Origin of the sequence: Clostridium sp. AF17-21AC (assembly GCF_003461365.1) — a bacterium.
GTDB classification, from domain to species: domain Bacteria; phylum Bacillota; class Clostridia; order Lachnospirales; family Lachnospiraceae; genus Coprococcus; species Coprococcus ammoniilyticus.
This window is the reverse complement of sequence record NZ_QTWY01000002.1, coordinates 434,866-450,963: the sequence shown is the minus strand read 5'-3', so window position 1 is coordinate 450,963 and position 16,098 is coordinate 434,866. Positions and strand designations below refer to the sequence as shown.

General features: G+C 42.1%; 14 protein-coding genes. 13 read left to right on the top strand and 1 reads right to left on the bottom strand.

Annotated elements, in window-relative coordinates; genetic code table 11:
* Position 1: 1 nt before the first annotated feature.
* The 13 genes from gmk to DWW85_RS04930 all read left to right on the top strand — a co-directional run bounded on the left by gmk (position 2) and on the right by DWW85_RS04930 (position 13,841).
* Positions 2-622 (top strand): guanylate kinase, encoded by a 621-nt coding sequence (gmk, locus tag DWW85_RS04990; RefSeq protein ID WP_021943234.1) that lies wholly within the window; start codon positions 2-4, stop codon positions 620-622.
* A gap of 29 nt (positions 623-651) precedes the next feature.
* Positions 652-894: a DNA-directed RNA polymerase subunit omega gene (gene rpoZ, locus DWW85_RS04985; RefSeq protein WP_021943235.1), complete on the top strand. Its 243-nt coding sequence runs from the start codon at positions 652-654 to the stop codon at positions 892-894.
* 62 nt (positions 895-956) lie between these two features.
* Positions 957-2,456 (top strand): UDP-N-acetylmuramoyl-L-alanyl-D-glutamate--2,6-diaminopimelate ligase, encoded by a 1,500-nt coding sequence (locus tag DWW85_RS04980; RefSeq protein WP_117807719.1) that lies wholly within the window; start codon positions 957-959, stop codon positions 2,454-2,456.
* The gene (priA, locus tag DWW85_RS04975) at positions 2,413-4,665 is read left to right on the top strand and encodes a primosomal protein N' (RefSeq protein WP_117807718.1); all 2,253 of its coding nucleotides are present in this window, start codon (positions 2,413-2,415) and stop codon (positions 4,663-4,665) included. The genes DWW85_RS04980 and priA overlap by 44 nt, the downstream gene beginning before the upstream one ends.
* Positions 4,666-4,679: 14 nt before the next feature.
* A complete protein-coding gene (gene def / locus DWW85_RS04970) occupies positions 4,680-5,141 on the top strand; it encodes a peptide deformylase (RefSeq protein ID WP_117807717.1) in 462 nt (153 codons plus the stop codon).
* Positions 5,142-5,181: 40 nt separating this feature from the next.
* Positions 5,182-6,135: a methionyl-tRNA formyltransferase gene (gene fmt, locus DWW85_RS04965; RefSeq protein ID WP_117807716.1), complete on the top strand. Its 954-nt coding sequence runs from the start codon at positions 5,182-5,184 to the stop codon at positions 6,133-6,135.
* Complete coding sequence (gene rsmB / locus DWW85_RS04960; protein WP_117807715.1) at positions 6,128-7,477, top strand: 16S rRNA (cytosine(967)-C(5))-methyltransferase RsmB; 1,350 nt, start codon at positions 6,128-6,130, stop codon at positions 7,475-7,477. The genes fmt and rsmB overlap by 8 nt, the downstream gene beginning before the upstream one ends.
* A gap of 70 nt (positions 7,478-7,547) precedes the next feature.
* A complete protein-coding gene (rlmN, locus tag DWW85_RS04955; protein ID WP_021943241.1) occupies positions 7,548-8,612 on the top strand; it encodes a 23S rRNA (adenine(2503)-C(2))-methyltransferase RlmN in 1,065 nt (354 codons plus the stop codon).
* Positions 8,613-8,626: 14 nt separating this feature from the next.
* Complete coding sequence (locus tag DWW85_RS04950; protein WP_117807714.1) at positions 8,627-9,349, top strand: Stp1/IreP family PP2C-type Ser/Thr phosphatase; 723 nt, start codon at positions 8,627-8,629, stop codon at positions 9,347-9,349.
* Between the two features lie 14 nt (positions 9,350-9,363).
* Positions 9,364-11,589, top strand: a complete 2,226-nt coding sequence (gene pknB / locus DWW85_RS04945; protein WP_117807713.1) for a Stk1 family PASTA domain-containing Ser/Thr kinase — start codon at positions 9,364-9,366, stop codon at positions 11,587-11,589.
* 8 nt (positions 11,590-11,597) lie between these two features.
* Complete coding sequence (gene rsgA / locus DWW85_RS04940; protein WP_117807712.1) at positions 11,598-12,476, top strand: ribosome small subunit-dependent GTPase A; 879 nt, start codon at positions 11,598-11,600, stop codon at positions 12,474-12,476.
* Positions 12,476-13,135, top strand: a complete 660-nt coding sequence (gene rpe, locus DWW85_RS04935) for a ribulose-phosphate 3-epimerase (RefSeq protein ID WP_117784975.1) — start codon at positions 12,476-12,478, stop codon at positions 13,133-13,135. Before rsgA ends, rpe begins: the two co-directional genes overlap by 1 nt.
* 58 nt (positions 13,136-13,193) lie before the next feature.
* Complete coding sequence (locus DWW85_RS04930; RefSeq protein ID WP_117807711.1) at positions 13,194-13,841, top strand: thiamine diphosphokinase; 648 nt, start codon at positions 13,194-13,196, stop codon at positions 13,839-13,841.
* Between the two features lie 166 nt (positions 13,842-14,007).
* Here DWW85_RS04930 and DWW85_RS04925 read toward each other — a convergent pair whose 3' ends face one another.
* Positions 14,008-16,005 (bottom strand): Na/Pi cotransporter family protein, encoded by a 1,998-nt coding sequence (locus DWW85_RS04925; RefSeq protein WP_117807710.1) that lies wholly within the window; start codon positions 16,003-16,005, stop codon positions 14,008-14,010.
* Positions 16,006-16,098 lie beyond the last annotated feature (93 nt).

Genomic DNA, 16,098 nt, shown 5'->3' with positions numbered 1-16,098 from the left:
GATGGGAAACAGAGGTTCATTAATTGTAATTTCAGGTTTTTCCGGAGTCGGAAAAGGTACCGTTGTAAAGAGACTGGTGTCTGATTATGGATATGAGTTATCGATATCAGCAACAACCAGAAGTCCACGGACCGGAGAAGAACATGGAAGAGAATACTTTTTCATGGATAAGAGCGAATTTGAGAATCTGATTGATTATGGCGGATTTATCGAGTGGACACAATATGTTGAGAATTACTATGGTACACCAAGAAAATTTGTGGAAGAAAGTCTGAATCAGGGTAAAAATATTATCCTTGAGATAGAAGTCATGGGTGCTATGAAGATCAAAGAACAGTACCCTGATGCATTGCTGATCTTTATCAGTGCGCCGAGCATTGACAGCCTGCGCGACAGACTGCGGGGCAGAGGAACGGAAGCAGAGGATGTAATTCTGAAGCGTTTAAAGAAAGCAACAGAAGAGTCTGCAGACATGGATAAATATGACTACATAGTGATCAATGATGATCTGGAAGAATGTATACAGACGGTGAATTCAGTGATCGTAGGCTATGCATGCAGAACATCAAATAATCAGGCTTATATAAAAGAAATAAGAGATGACCTGAAAGGCATCTGGTAAGAAAAAATATAGAAAGGGGATATAATTTTATGTTACATCCATCATACACAGACTTAATGGCAGTTGTAAATTCAGAGGTTGAACCTGGAGAACATCCGGTAGTTCAGAGCAGATATTCTATCGTGCTTGCAACTGCTAAGCGCGCAAGAGAGATAATAGCAGGACAGGAGCCACTTGTAAATACAGCAAGCAATAAGCCTTTATCCATAGCAGTTGATGAGCTTTACAGCGGCAAAGTAAAGATTGTCGGTGACGACGAAGAAGATAACTAATAAAAAAAGAGGTTGTTGCATTTTTGCGCAACCTTTTTCTTTTCTAAAAAGGAGAGCAGCATATGAAAGCAAGCGAATTATTAAAGGGACTGCAGTATTCGGTTATCTGCGGAGATGAAGATATTGAGATAAAAGAGATTTATAATGATTCCAGAAAAGTTGGAGCACAGGGATTGTTTTTCTGTATAGTGGGAGCCAAGTTTGATGGGCATGAATATATAAAAGATGTAACAGAAAAAGGAGCTGTCTGTCTGATCGTCCAGAAGGATGTAAATCCAGTTCCGGGTGTGTTGATCGTAAAGGTTGAAAGTACCCGGTATGCGATGGGAATCGTCAGCAGCAATTTTTATGGAAATCCTTCGTCCAAGCTGACAGTGATCGGCATTACAGGAACAAAGGGCAAGACAACAACAACATATATGATCCGTGAGATGCTGATGAGTGCAGGACACAAGACCGGACTGATCGGAACGATCGAGATCATGGATGGAAAAGAAGTCATACCGGCGAACAATACGACACCGGAATCCATGATCGTGCATAAGAAGTTAAAGGACATGCTCGACAATGGCTTAGACAGTGTTGTTATGGAAGTGTCTTCACAGGGATTGATGCTTGACCGTGTGGCAGGGGTTGATTTTGATTACGGTATTTTCTCAAATCTTTCCAGAGATCATATCGGACCAAATGAACATAAGACATTTGAAGAATATGCAATGTGGAAAAGCAAATTATTCACGATGTGCAAAACGGGTATCTTCAATGCAGATGATGCACATGTAGATACGATGACAGAGCATGCAGCCTGCAAGATTGTGACTTATGGAATTCATGGCGATTATGATTACAAGGCAAACGATCATAATCTGTATAACAAAGACGGACATCTGGGTATTGGTTATCATTTGTCTGGAAAATTAAATGGTGATGTTCTGGTTAATCTTCCGGGTAATTTCAGTATTTATAATTCACTGGCAGCGATTGCAGTTGCAGATCTGATGGGCGTTTCATTTGACAAGATACAGGCAATCCTGAAAACGATCAAGGTAAAGGGAAGAGTAGAACTGATCCCAATCTCAGACAAATTCACGATCATGATCGACTATGCACATAATGCAGTCAGTCTTGAAAGCATTTTGGAAACATTGCGTGAATATAATCCTGGCAGACTGGTCAGCCTGTTTGGATGTGGAGGAGACCGTTCCAAAGAGAGAAGATTTGAGATGGGCGAGGTTTCCGGAAATATGGCAGATCTCACGATCATAACATCGGATAATCCAAGATCAGAAGATCCACAGGCAATCATCAATGATATAAAAACAGGAATCGATAAGACAACAGGAAAATATGTTGAGATCATTGACCGGAAGGAAGCAATTCGGTATGCGATCATGCATGCGGAACCGGGCGATGTGATCGTACTTGCAGGTAAAGGACATGAGGATTATCAGGAGATCAAGGGTGTGAAATATCACATGGATGAGAGAGACCTGATCCGGGAGATACTGGAGGAAGAAGATGTTACCAAGATATGCGGATATAATAATCGATATTTCGCATGAAGCCATTGACCGGCCGTTTCAATACCGGATACCGGATGAATTACAGGAAAAAATCCAGATAGGAAGCATGGTTAAAATCCCATTTGGCAGAGGCAACCACCTTCGTACAGGATATGTGATCGGTTTTTCGGATCAGACGGAATATCAGCCGGATCGGATCAAGAAGATTGCAGAACTTTGTGACCGGTCGGTTCCGGTGGAAGGACGACTGCTTGCGCTCGCTGCATGGATCCGGGAGAACTATGGATCTACAATGATCAATGCAATCCGCATGGTAATGCCGGTAAAGAAGACGATCCGGCAGTTGACGGATCAGATGGTTGTGCTGACGGATCAGATGGATGCAGAACAGTTAGCACAGGTCAGAGAACAATATCAGAAAAAACATGCACAGGCGAAGCTGCGGCTGCTACAGGCGCTGGAAGAAGTGCCGGAACGGTATCTGTCAATGGATATTGTCAGACAGAGACTGAATATCTCTTCGGTTACACTGAAAGCGATGCAGCAGGAAAAAGTCATCGCAGTCATCAGCAAAGAACGATATCGGACGGCGGGGATTTATGACTATAAAGAGGGATTTCAGATCACTTTAAACAAAGAACAGCAGATTGTAGTAGATGAGATAACCCATGATATGGAACAGGGACATCAACAGACTTATCTGTTGCATGGAATTACCGGCAGCGGTAAGACAGAAGTCTATGTGAATATTGTCAAGAAAACAGTTAAGATGGGAAAACAGGCGATCGTTCTGATCCCGGAAATTGCACTGACATATCAGACCGTACGGTATTTCCGGAATTACTTTGGAGACCGGGTGACAATCCTGAATTCCAGATTGAGTGATGGAGAAAAGTATGACCAGTTCATGCGGGCAAAGAACGGGGATGTAGATGTTGTGATCGGTCCACGTTCGGCATTATTTGCACCATTTCAGAACCTGGGGATCATTATTATAGATGAGGAACACGAATCAAGTTATAAGAGTGATTATCCGCCGAAGTATCATGCAAGAGAGACAGCAGTAAAAAGGGCGGAGCTTGAACATGCAAGTGTATTGCTTGGTTCGGCAACTCCGTCCGTTGAGAGTTATCACAGGGCACTTAATGGGACATATCGTTTGCTTGAACTGCATGAACGTGCAGGAAGCGGACAACTCGCAAAGACATCAATCGTTGACCTGAGAAAGGAATTAAAAGCAGGAAACCGATCGATCATAAGTCGGGAACTTGCAGATGATATCGCGGATCGGCTTGCCCGCAGGCAGCAGGTAATGTTGTTTATCAATAAAAGAGGATATAACAGTTTCGTGTCATGCAGAAGTTGTGGGGAGGCACTGAAATGTCCACACTGTGATGTCAGCCTGACCAGGCATGGAAATAATCAGATGATCTGTCATTATTGTGGATTCCAGATGCCTCAGCCAAAAGTATGTCCTTCCTGTCATTCAGGGTTGATCGGCGGATATGGAACCGGAACTCAGAAGGTGGAGGAAGAGGTACAGAGATTGTTTCCACAGGCGAGGATCCTTCGTATGGATAAGGATACAACAACTGCGAAGAATGCGCATGAACAGATCCTGGAAAAGTTTGGAAACGGAGAAGCTGATATTCTGGTCGGAACACAGATGATCGTAAAAGGACATGACTTTGCAAATGTAACACTGGTTGGGATCATTCTTGCAGACCTTACGCTGTTTCAGAATGATTACCGGGCAGGAGAACGAACCTTTGATCTGATCACCCAGGCGGCAGGAAGAGCCGGAAGAGGGGAACAGCCGGGAAAGGTTGTGATCCAGACCTATAAGCCGGAGCATTATGCGATAAAAGCAGCAGCCGAACAGGATTATTCTTATTTTTATAAAGAAGAAGAGGCATATCGGGGACTGATGAAATATCCGCCGGAATGGAATATGATGGTGGTATTGATGGTAAGTTCAGATGAAGCCTTTCTGGATCAGATGGCGGAAGATATCTGTGATTATATCAGAAGCTGTTCGGTAGATGATCGGAACATGAAGATAATCGGACCGTCAGCTCCGGTAATTGCAAAAATCCGTGATATTTACAGAAGGGTTGTCTATATTAAGAATTATCGGTATAATGAGCTGGTGGTTTTAAAAGATCGGATAGAACAATATATATCAGAGAAAAAAGAAGTTCAGGATTTAAGTCTTCAATTTGACTTTAATCCTTTAAATATGTATTAAGGAGAGAACGTGAGATGGCAACAAGAAAGATAAGAATCGATGGCGACAGTATTTTAAGAAAGATATGTAAGCCTGTTAAGGAGATGACTCCACGGTTATCTCAGTTGATCGATGATATGTTTGATACCATGTATGAGGCAAATGGTGTCGGGCTTGCAGCGCCACAGGTAGGAATTGTAAAAAGAATCGTTGTAATTGATATCGGAGATAAGAGTCCGTTGACGCTCATTAATCCGGAAATCATAGAGACTTCCGGCGAACAGACCGGAGATGAGGGCTGTCTGAGCCTTCCGGGTAAGGTTGGTCAGGTGACAAGACCTATGCATGTTGTGTGCAAAGCTCTGGATCGAGATATGAATGAGATCACAGTAACAGGGGAAGGACTTCTGGCACGGGCAATTTGCCATGAGACTGACCATCTGGATGGGATCTTATATAAAGATAAAGTAGAAGATGGCTTATACGAGACAGAATAAAAGAATTACCAGATGACTATAAGGAGGCAGATACAATCGTATGAATATTATATATATGGGAACCCCTGAATTTGCTGTAAAGCCTTTGCAGGCAATCGTAGATGCAGGGCACAAGGTTCTTGCATGTTTTACACAGCCAGATAAACCGAAGGGAAGGGGAAAAACACTTCAGCCAACACCTGTTAAGAAAAAGGCACTTTCCCTTGATATACCAGTTTATCAGCCGGTAAAACTCAGGGAGGAAGAAAATGTTCAGATTATCCGGGACTATCAGCCGGATGCTATCGTTGTAGCAGCCTATGGACAGATCCTTCCGGAATCTATCTTAAATATTCCACAGTACGGATGCATCAATATCCATGCGTCACTGCTTCCAAAATACAGAGGAGCAGCTCCGATTGAGTGGACGATCATTAATGGTGAGACAGAATCCGGTGTTACTACGATGTATATGGCAAAGGGATTAGATACCGGAGATATGATCGAAAAGACGGTTGTTCCGATCGCAGATACCGATACCGGAGTTACGCTTCACGATAAACTTGCAGACGCAGGTGCAGAGCTGATCCTGTCTACACTTTCAAAGCTTGAAGACCATACAGCGATACGGACACCACAGGATGATTCGTTAAGCTGTTACGCATCCATGCTGAAGAAAGAAATGGGAGAGCTTGATTTTACAAAAGATGCAGCTTCTCTGGAACGACTGATCCGTGGGTTACAGCCATGGCCGGTTGCTTATACGAAGATGAATCAGAAGACTGTACGGATCTATGAGGCTTCCGTTTGTGAACAACCGGAGGAGACGTTGGAGGATGGAACACAGATCGTTCCGGGAATGATCGTTCGTGTGACGAAGAAAAACTTTACGGTTGCATGTGGAAATGGAGCATTAATGATAAGAAAGCTTCAGCCGGAAGGCAAGAAGCCGATGGATTGTGCAGCATTTCTTGCAGGAAATAAACTTAAGACAGGTCAGATGATATATGAGTAAAACTTCAAGAGAGATCGTTCTGGATATTCTGCTTGATATTGACCGTAATGATCGATTTGCAGGGGATGCTCTAGGTGGAGCACTCCGGGCAAATCAGTTTATGAATAAAAAAGAACGTGCTTACATCAGCCGGTTGACGGAGGGTGTAACAGAGCAGAAGATCAGATTGGATTATATTCTTAATCAATTTTCAAAAACAAAAATTAAAAAATGTAAGCCGGTCATCCGCTGTATTTTACGGATGGCAGCATATGAGATCTTTTATATGGATGCAGTACCGGATGAAGCTGCCTGTAATGAATATGTGAACCTGACAGGAAAAAGAGGGTTCCGGACATTAAAAGGGTATGTAAATGGCGTGCTCCGGAGTGTATGCAGGAACAAAGCTGCAATTACTTATCCTTCCATGGAGGATGGTGTAGAATCATATCTGTCTGTGAAATATTCAGTTCCGGAGGAGCTGGTGGGATTTCTGTTAAAGGAATACAGTACAGACCAGTTAGAGCAGATCCTACAGGCAGGCGAGCAGGAGCGTGGCACAACGATCCGTGTAAATACGATGCAGACGACAACTGAGAAATTTCGGAATATTCTGATCGAAAAAGGCATAAAAGTAGAAAAAGGATATTATAATCAGACGTCCCTGATTATTTCAGGATATGATTATATCCGTACGGTTCCGGGATTCCATGAAGGCTTGTTTACGGTTCAGGATGAGAGCTCCAGCCTGCAGGTGCTTGCAGCAGGGATCAGATCGGGTGATGTGATTCTTGATGTCTGTGCAGCTCCCGGCGGAAAGACCATGTATGCGGCAGAACAGACCGGAGAACAGGGACATGTATATGCGCGTGATATCTCAGAAGAAAAGGTTGATAAGATCGATGAGAATCTGGAACGGTTAGAGCTTCATAACGTATCAACAAAGGTATGGGATGCAGCGGTTCCGGATCCGGATATGATTGAGAAAGCAGATGTTGTTCTTGCAGATCTTCCCTGTTCCGGACTTGGTGTTATGGCGAGAAAAAATGATATTAAATATCATGTAACAGAGGATATGGTAAGAGAACTTGCAGCAATACAAAAGACGATTCTGGATGTCTGTGCCGCCTATGTAAAACCGGGAGGAACACTGATCTATTCCACCTGTACGATCGACCGGATCGAGAATGAAGAAAACGTGACAACATTTTTAAAGGCACATGAAGAGTACGAACTGGAAAGCCTTTCTGACTATATGCCGGAATGTTTAAAAAAACGTGCAGAAAAAGGGTGTATCACTTTGCTGCAGGGAGTGGATCACTGCGATGGATTTTTTATTTCAAGATTGCGCAGACGGAAATAGCAGATAAGAAAATTGATACCGGAGAGCAGAACACTTTTCCGGTTATTCTATGGTTCAGGAAGAGAAAGATATGTTTACAGAGATAGAAGATATAAAAAAACTGGATATCCGCTCCATGATGTTTGATGAACTGGCAGTCTGGGTAAAGGCAGTCGGACAGCCGGCATTCCGTGCAAAACAGATATTTGAATGGGTGCATGAAAAAGGAATTGCAGATGCGGAAGAAATGACAAATGTTCCAAAGAAACTGATCGAGGAGATAAAAAAGCAGGGCATGCATGGTGTAGAAGAGGTGACCAGACTGGTATCGAAACAGGATGGAACCAATAAATTTCTGTTCCGTTTACAGGATGGAAATGTATTGGAAAGTGTGCTGATGCGGTATAAGCATGGCAACTCCGTCTGTATCTCTTCTCAGGTCGGATGCCGTATGGGATGCCGGTTCTGCGCCTCTACAATAGGCGGCCTGATTCGGAATCTGGAAGCATCAGAGATGCTTGATCAGATCTATGCGATTGAACGGATCACAGGAGAACGCGTGTCAAATATTGTTGTAATGGGAACCGGAGAGCCCCTGGATAATTATGATAATCTGATCCGTTTCATCCGGATCATCAATGACGAGCGGGGCAAAAATATCAGCCAGAGAAATATTACGGTTTCAAGCTGCGGACTGGTTCCACAAATAAAAAAACTGGCAGATGAGGAACTTTCTATTACATTTGCTTTGTCTCTTCATAGTCCGACGGATGAAGACAGAAGAAAGCTGTTGCCGATTGCAAATAAGTATTCGATCGCAGAACTGATGGAAGTATGCAGGTATTATTTTGAAAAAACAGGCAGAAGGGTAACCTTTGAATATTCATTGGTGAAGGACGAAAATGATACACCGGAGCATGCATATAAGCTGGCGGAGCTTCTAAAAAATATGCATGGACATGTGAATCTGATTCCGGTAAATCCAATCAAAGAGCGTGAGTATTGTCGTTCACTCGGTGATTCTGTTGAAAAATTCAAATATATACTTGAAAAGAAAGATATAAATGTTACAATAAGAAGAAGTATGGGCAGAGATATTGATGCTGCCTGTGGACAGCTTCGAAGAAAATATGAAGAGGCAAAAGAGACTTTTTAGACGGGAGGCATCAGATGAGATCGGATGGTAGAACAGACATCGGTAAGAAACGAGCCCAGAATCAGGACAGCATTTTCTTTTGTGATGAGCCAATTGGGCCACTGCCAAATCTGTACATAGTAGCAGACGGTATGGGTGGTCATAAAGCTGGTGATGTTGCATCAAGGACTGCGATTGAATGTGTAACAGAATATATAAAAGAAAGCACGTTGAACAATTCGGTATCCGTTCTAAAAAGAGCGATTGTTTATGCAAATGATAAGATATACAGAATGGCAAGGGAGAACGAAGATCTGAAAGGGATGGGAACGACCCTTGTGGCGGCTGTATGTGAGGAAGATGCCCTGTATGTTGCAAACATCGGGGACAGCCGGCTGTATTTTATAGATAATGATATCAGACAGGTAACTCTGGATCATTCCCTTGTGGAGGAATTGATACGATCCGGACAGTTAGACAGAAATAAAGGCAGAAATCACCCCGAAAAAAATATAATAACCAGAGCACTGGGAATATCAGATAAGGTCATGATCGATTTCTTTGAGTTAGATATGAAGGAAAATGACAGGATTTTGTTATGTTCAGATGGCTTGACCAATATGATCGAGGATGATGAGATAAAAGAAATCGTGATGGAAGACAGCGGGGATATTACAGCAACGGTTGAAAAATTGATTGACAGAGCGAACTATTACGGAGGAAAAGATAATATCTCCGTTGTGGTTGCTGTAAAATAGTGAGAGGTGTAAACATGTTAAATCCAGGAATGATACTCAGTAATCGTTATGAGATAATAGAATTGATCGGTACGGGCGGAATGTCTGAGGTTTATAAGGCAAAATGCCATGTGCTGAACCGATATGTAGCAATAAAAGTTTTAAAGCCGGAATTCAGTTCCGATGTGAATTTTGTAACAAAATTCAGGATCGAGGCGCAGTCAGCAGCCGGATTATCCCATCCGAATATCGTAAATGTATATGATGTCGGGGAGGACAATGGCATTTACTATATCGTAATGGAGCTGGTAGAAGGAATTACCTTAAAGGAATATATTCAGGAAAAGGGAAGACTGAAATCAGATGAGGCAATTAATATTGCGATCCAGATCGCACAGGGACTGGAAGTAGCCCATCAGAATCATACGATCCACAGAGATATAAAGCCACAGAATATTATTGTGTCAAAAAATGGCGGAATAAAGGTTACAGATTTTGGTATTGCAAGAGCAGCTTCTTCCAACACTATGACAGCAAATGCCATGGGAAGTGTTCATTATATTTCCCCGGAGCAGGCAAGAGGCGGCTTCAGTGATGAAAGAAGTGATATTTATTCGCTTGGTATCACTATGTATGAAATGGTAACCGGACATGTGCCATTTGAGGGAGAGAATAATGTTGCGGTTGCATTGATGCATATACAGGGTGAGATGATCTCCCCTAGAGAATATTATCCGGACATACCGACGAGTCTGGAAAAGATTATTTTGAAATGTACACAGAAGAAGGCAGAGCGCAGATATCTGACAGCAAGTGCTTTGATCGCAGATCTGAAGCGCGTGCAGGCAAATCCGGATATTGACTGTGTTGTTGTGCCTCCAATCGTGCCAAGTTCGCCAACGGTTGAAATGACCTCGGATGAAATGAAAGCAATCAAAGAAGGAAGGCAGATGAATGAGCCGGTGTTGGATGAGGAAGATCTGGAACCGGAAGAGCATCCGGAAGACACACCGATCATACCACCTTCCAAATTTGATAATCTGTTTGATGATGACGACGATGAGGAGGATGACGAGGAAGAACTCAGACAGCCGGAAGATGATGACGATGCAGAACTGGATGAGCTGGATCCAAAACTGAAAAAGATCATTATGATATCAAGTATTGCAGTTGTAGTTATCATTGCAATCCTTGTTGCATTATTGATTTCGAAGATTGCCGGTTTCAAGCTATTCTCCGGAAAGAAGGATACGACAGATACACCGACGACTACGGAAGCAACAGAAAGTACTGACGATACAGATGAGAACAGTGATGCCAGTACAGATGATGTTACTACAAGTGAACAGGCAACGATTCCAATGGTCAATGTAGTAGGTCTGTATAAAACAGCAGCAGAAGAAGAACTGAAAAAAGCAGGATTCACAAACTATACATTTGAAACAAAGAAGGACAATGACGTTCAGGAGGGCTATGTAATCAGTCAGAGCGTAGACGAAGGAACGGCGGTCTCAGCAGATGAGGAGATTGTTGTAACGGTTTCAGAAGGCAAGGAAGATAAAGAAGTTCCGGATGTCAGAGGATATTCCGATGACCAGGCAACAACCTTGCTTACAGAAGCAGGCTTTACGGTTACCCATGGTTATGAATATGACGATACAGTAGAGAAAAATTATGTAATCAATCAGTCGCCGGAAGCAAAGACAATGCAGCCGGAGGGTTCTACTGTTAAGATCATTGTCAGCAATGGTAAAGAGGTACAGGATGTACCGGTGCCAAATCTGGTAGGTAAGACAGAGAAGGAAGCAGAATCTCTGCTGAGTGATGCAGGATTGGTTGGAAATCCAAGCCATGCATACAGTAATGATGTAAAAGCAGGAAAGGTGATCAGCCAGGAAATTGATGCAGACAGTAAGGTAGAAGAAGGTTCAACGATCAAGTATGTGATCAGTGACGGACCGGAAACAGTTTCCTATACAGTTAAATTTACAGGTGCTATCACAAATGCAGGATATGATTTTGAGGCAGCAGGTAATGTATCAGTGACCGTATCTTATACGATCGGAGATGCAACTTATAAGATATATTCCGGAGCAGCCGGAGAGGAGTCCTTCCCACTGGATATCGGCGGAGCAGATTCCATCAGCGGTTTATCAGAGGATTCCGGTACATTTACGGTTATGATCACAGATTCAGAAGGACAGGATGTAACATCAAGCTTTAACACCAGTGGCTTGTCAGCATCCTTTACAAAGGAATAGGTGCAGGTATGACAGGTAAGATCATAAAAGGCATTGGTGGTTTCTACTATGTTGTCTGTGAAAACGGCATCACATATGAATGTAAAGCAAAGGGTGTCTTCCGGAATCGGAAGATTAAACCTTTGGTAGGCGATAATGTTGAGATAGAGATATTAGATGAAGAGAAGAATCTGGGCAATATTGAAGATATATTGCCCAGATTTAACTGGTTAAACAGACCTGCAGTTGCAAACGTAGATCAGACTGTAATTATTTTTGCAGTGTCTGCACCAGCACCTAACTTCAATCTGCTTGACCGCTTTTTGATCAATATGGAGCAGCATGAGGTTCCTACAGTGATCTGCTTTAATAAAGTGGATCTGGAGGGCTTTCGTCAGAGTGAAGATATATGCAGATCTTATACAAAGAGTGGATATGAGGTATTGTTTATCAGTGCCGAAAGCGGCTATGGGATTGATGTGTTGGAAGCAGTTATAAAAGGAAAAACAACGGTATTTGCAGGACCTTCAGGTGTAGGCAAGTCATCGACACTGAATTCATTATTTCCGGATGCCAATGTGCAGACGGGAGGTTTAAGTGAAAAGATCCAGCGTGGAAAACATACAACGAGACATTCAGAGCTGATGTTTGTAGATGATGATACTTATATTATGGATACACCGGGTTTCAGTTCGTTATATACAGAAGAAATCGAAGCAGAAGATCTGAAGCTGTATTTTCCTGAGATTGCAGCATATACAGGAACCTGTAAATTTAACATGTGTAATCACATCAGTGAACCGGGATGTCTAGTAAAGAAAGCTGTCAGCGATGGTAGAATCAGTAAGATGCGGTATGATGATTATGTTATGATATACAATGAATTAAAGGAAAAGAGGAAATGGTAATGTTAAAGCTGTCCCCATCAGTATTGTCTGCGGATTTTGGACATCTGGCAGAAGATATACAGATCATAGATCAGGCAGGAAGTGAATATATTCATCTGGATGTTATGGATGGGTCCTTTGTGCCGAATATTTCATTTGGAGCACCGGTTATCAAGAGTGTTCGTCCGGTATCTGATAAGGTGTTTGATGTTCATCTTATGATTGATGAACCGGTGCGTTTCTTACAGGATTATAAGAATTGTGGAGCAGATATCGTAACAGTACATGCAGAAGCCTGCAAGCACCTTCACAGAACCATCGCAGCCATAAAAGAGCTGGGAATGAAAGCCGGAGTTGCATTAAATCCTGCAACACCATTATCGGTACTTGATTATGTATTAGAGGATGTAGATATGATTCTGATCATGTCAGTAAATCCGGGCTTTGGAGGACAGAAGTTTATTCCATCTTCCCTTCGGAAGATTACAGAGACCAGAGCACTGTTAAACAGCCGTGGACTTCAGACAGATATTCAGGTAGACGGCGGTGTCACTCTTTCTAATGTGGCTGAGATCATTCAGGCAGGTGCAAATGTATTAGTTGCCGGATCTGCAGTATTCAAGGGAGATAAGGTTGAGAATGTAAAAGCCTTCCATAAGATTTTTTCAGAAATACAATAGAAAGTAATAAAAAGGCAGAAAGCAGATCTGCTGTCTGCCGGAACAGGTAACAGGATATATGAATCGATATTTAGTTGTTACAGGAGGAACCGTTTCAAAAAAAGTGCTTGAAACGGTTCTTTCCGATTATGATTTTCAAAAAATAATAGCATGTGATAAAGGACTTGAAATCTGTCAGGAATGTGACATACTTCCGGATCTGGTTATTGGAGATTTTGATTCGGCAAAGACAGATATTGTAGCATCATATCGGGAAAAGACAGAATTTCTGGATCTGGATACACATAAGGATTTTACAGATACCCATGTTGCAATCTCTTATATACTGGAGCAGGAGATCAGACCGGATGAAGTAATTCTGGTTGGAGCAACCGGAACCCGTATGGATCATACTCTTGCCAATATTGGCTTATTAAAGCAGTTTGCAGAGACCGAAATATCGGCATATCTGATCGACGAGCATAACAGGATCACGATGACAGCACACCAACATATCGTGAAGCGTACCGATGCATACAGATATGTGTCACTGCTTCCATATACGGAACAGGTGACCGGTGTAACACTTCAGGGTTTTTATTATAATGCACAGGGGCTTACATTGAAGCTTGGAGAAAGCATCGGCGTCAGCAATGAGCTGATTGCAGAGTGTGGTCTAATCGAATTTGAATCCGGATTATTAATTGTAATTGAAAGCCGTGATTGAGATAGAGTCATTATGTATATCTGTCTAAACGAGATACAAGATCAAATAATAATAAAATGCAGTATTAAAGAATAAAAGGAAATAAAAAAGATACTCTGAAAGCAAAGGACCTGTATGATCCCGTGATCAGAGTATCTTTTTATAATGCTTATTATCAGAATAATCTTTATTTTTTCTTAGAGTCTTTCTTCTGTTTTACTTTTTCAATCTTTGTCTTCTTGATCTCTTTTAATTTAGGCTCTTTTTTTGCCTGCTGTTCGTTTTTATCTGCCTTAGCTGTGTTCAGATCCACAGATTTCGAAGCAGAAGATTTATTTGCATCTGATTGCGAGATCTTATGTTCCAGCTCTGGCAGGCTCGCCTTATACTTTTCGGTGATCGGATCAGAGTACAGAGACATGTAGTAGCAGTAGAGTGCTTTATATTCTTCGGAGGTCTTATATCCATTTGTGTAGATATGACCGTGCATTTCGTCAAAGGAATCTGTAGTTAATTTCTTTGCAATATGAAGTCCGATATTAGAACAGTGACTTCCGATACGATCCAGACTGGTCAGGATATCTACAAGAGCAAAACCACCGTCGATATCGCAGTCTCCGGTCTGTAAACGGATAACATGGTGATCTTTGATGATCTCTTTTACCTCTGTGATTGACTGAGCAAGCGGCTCGATACGGGAGACAGCCGTTAAATCATCGTTTTTGAATGCCATAAAGGTTGTATCAATGATATTGGCTGTAGCCTGTAAGAGCGTATTGATCTCCATGGTTCCCTGTGTGGAGAAGGAGATTTTTTCATCGGTGATCTTTCTGCCGACGATCAGAAGATTTTCACAGTGGTCACCGATTCGTTCCAGGTCACTGACACTGTTTAATAATTCAGATGCCAGCTTTCGTTCGGATGAATGCAGCCGCTTGGAGGTGATCTTTAACAGATATTCGTTTAACGCACTTTCACATTTATCAATGAACATCTCATTTTCCAGAAGTTTTCCAGCAGTTTCTTCATTATATTCCGATAATAACTGACTTCCAAGTTCGAAGTTTTCCTTGATGGAGTCTGTCATGGAGAACATTACCTTCTGCGCCTGGGTAAGAGCAATGTTTGGTGTATCAAGAAGCATTGGATCGAGAGATGCAAGCTCTTTGTCAATTTTGGATTCTTTATCGTCGCCGATGATCTTACCGGTCAGATCTGCGATCTTATTTGCGAATGGAAGCAGCAGGATCGCAATGATAAAGTTAAACATAAAATGTAGGTTTGCGATTACACCACGGTTGATGATCTTATCTATAAATGGGAAGGTGATAAACAACTGAAGTCCATAGATCACAACAACGAAGAAAATCGCACCGATAATATTAAATAACAGATAGGACATGGCAACACGTTTTGCCTTTTTGTTTGCACCGATACTGCCGAGCAGGATGGCGAAACATTTTCCTATATTAATACCGATAATAATAGGGATCGAAGAACCATAGGAAACAACTCCTGTTGAGGATAATGCCTGAAGGATACCGACTGAAGCAGAGGAGCTCTGGATGATCGCTGTTAAGACAAGACCAATCAGGATACCAAGGAGTGGATTGCTGAAAGAAATGAACAGATTCTGGAATGCTTCAGATTCTTTTAAAGGAGCGAACACAGCTTCCATTGTATTCATACCAAGGAATAAGATACCAAGACCGACTAAGATACCGGCGATATCTTTATGTTTTTTCTTATGGGCAAACAGAATGATAAAAGCACCAATACCGATCAGAACGGGTGCAAAAGAAGACGGTTTTAATAATTTGAGGATAAACATATCTTCGCCAAGATCACCAAGACGTAAAATCTGCGCGGTTGCGGTACTACCGACATTGGCACCAAATACAACAGGGATCGCCTGACCAAGCTTCATGATACCGGCATTTACAAAACCGATCAGCATGATCGTAGTTGCTGCAGAACTCTGAATGATCGCTGTTACACCGGTACCAAGACCAAAGCCCTTAATCGCGCCGGTTGCCTGACTCTTACCGGTTGTCAGTTTTTCAAGTATCCGTTCCAGACTTCCTCCTGCCAGATTCTTCAGGGAATCGCCCATCATGTTCATTCCAAACAGGAACAGTCCTACGCCTCCAAGTAAAGTCAGAATTGAAAAAAAGTCCACTTCCATATCCTCCTGTGAATAAAAATTACCTTCTGAATAAATGTCAAAATCATGTAATGACCATGTAAAACAAAATTTACATACTTGGATATTATAACA

Coding starts and splice junctions, on each gene's coding strand:
- gmk (WP_021943234.1), top strand. CDS start 2: ATGGGAAACAGAGGTTCATTAATTGTAATTTCAGGTTTTTCCGGAGTC.
- rpoZ (WP_021943235.1), top strand. CDS start 652: ATGTTACATCCATCATACACAGACTTAATGGCAGTTGTAAATTCAGAG.
- DWW85_RS04980 (WP_117807719.1), top strand. CDS start 957: ATGAAAGCAAGCGAATTATTAAAGGGACTGCAGTATTCGGTTATCTGC.
- priA (WP_117807718.1), top strand. CDS start 2,413: ATGTTACCAAGATATGCGGATATAATAATCGATATTTCGCATGAAGCC.
- def (WP_117807717.1), top strand. CDS start 4,680: ATGGCAACAAGAAAGATAAGAATCGATGGCGACAGTATTTTAAGAAAG.
- fmt (WP_117807716.1), top strand. CDS start 5,182: ATGAATATTATATATATGGGAACCCCTGAATTTGCTGTAAAGCCTTTG.
- rsmB (WP_117807715.1), top strand. CDS start 6,128: ATGAGTAAAACTTCAAGAGAGATCGTTCTGGATATTCTGCTTGATATT.
- rlmN (WP_021943241.1), top strand. CDS start 7,548: ATGTTTACAGAGATAGAAGATATAAAAAAACTGGATATCCGCTCCATG.
- DWW85_RS04950 (WP_117807714.1), top strand. CDS start 8,627: ATGAGATCGGATGGTAGAACAGACATCGGTAAGAAACGAGCCCAGAAT.
- pknB (WP_117807713.1), top strand. CDS start 9,364: ATGTTAAATCCAGGAATGATACTCAGTAATCGTTATGAGATAATAGAA.
- rsgA (WP_117807712.1), top strand. CDS start 11,598: ATGACAGGTAAGATCATAAAAGGCATTGGTGGTTTCTACTATGTTGTC.
- rpe (WP_117784975.1), top strand. CDS start 12,476: ATGTTAAAGCTGTCCCCATCAGTATTGTCTGCGGATTTTGGACATCTG.
- DWW85_RS04930 (WP_117807711.1), top strand. CDS start 13,194: ATGAATCGATATTTAGTTGTTACAGGAGGAACCGTTTCAAAAAAAGTG.
- DWW85_RS04925 (WP_117807710.1), bottom strand. CDS start 16,005: ATGGAAGTGGACTTTTTTTCAATTCTGACTTTACTTGGAGGCGTAGGA.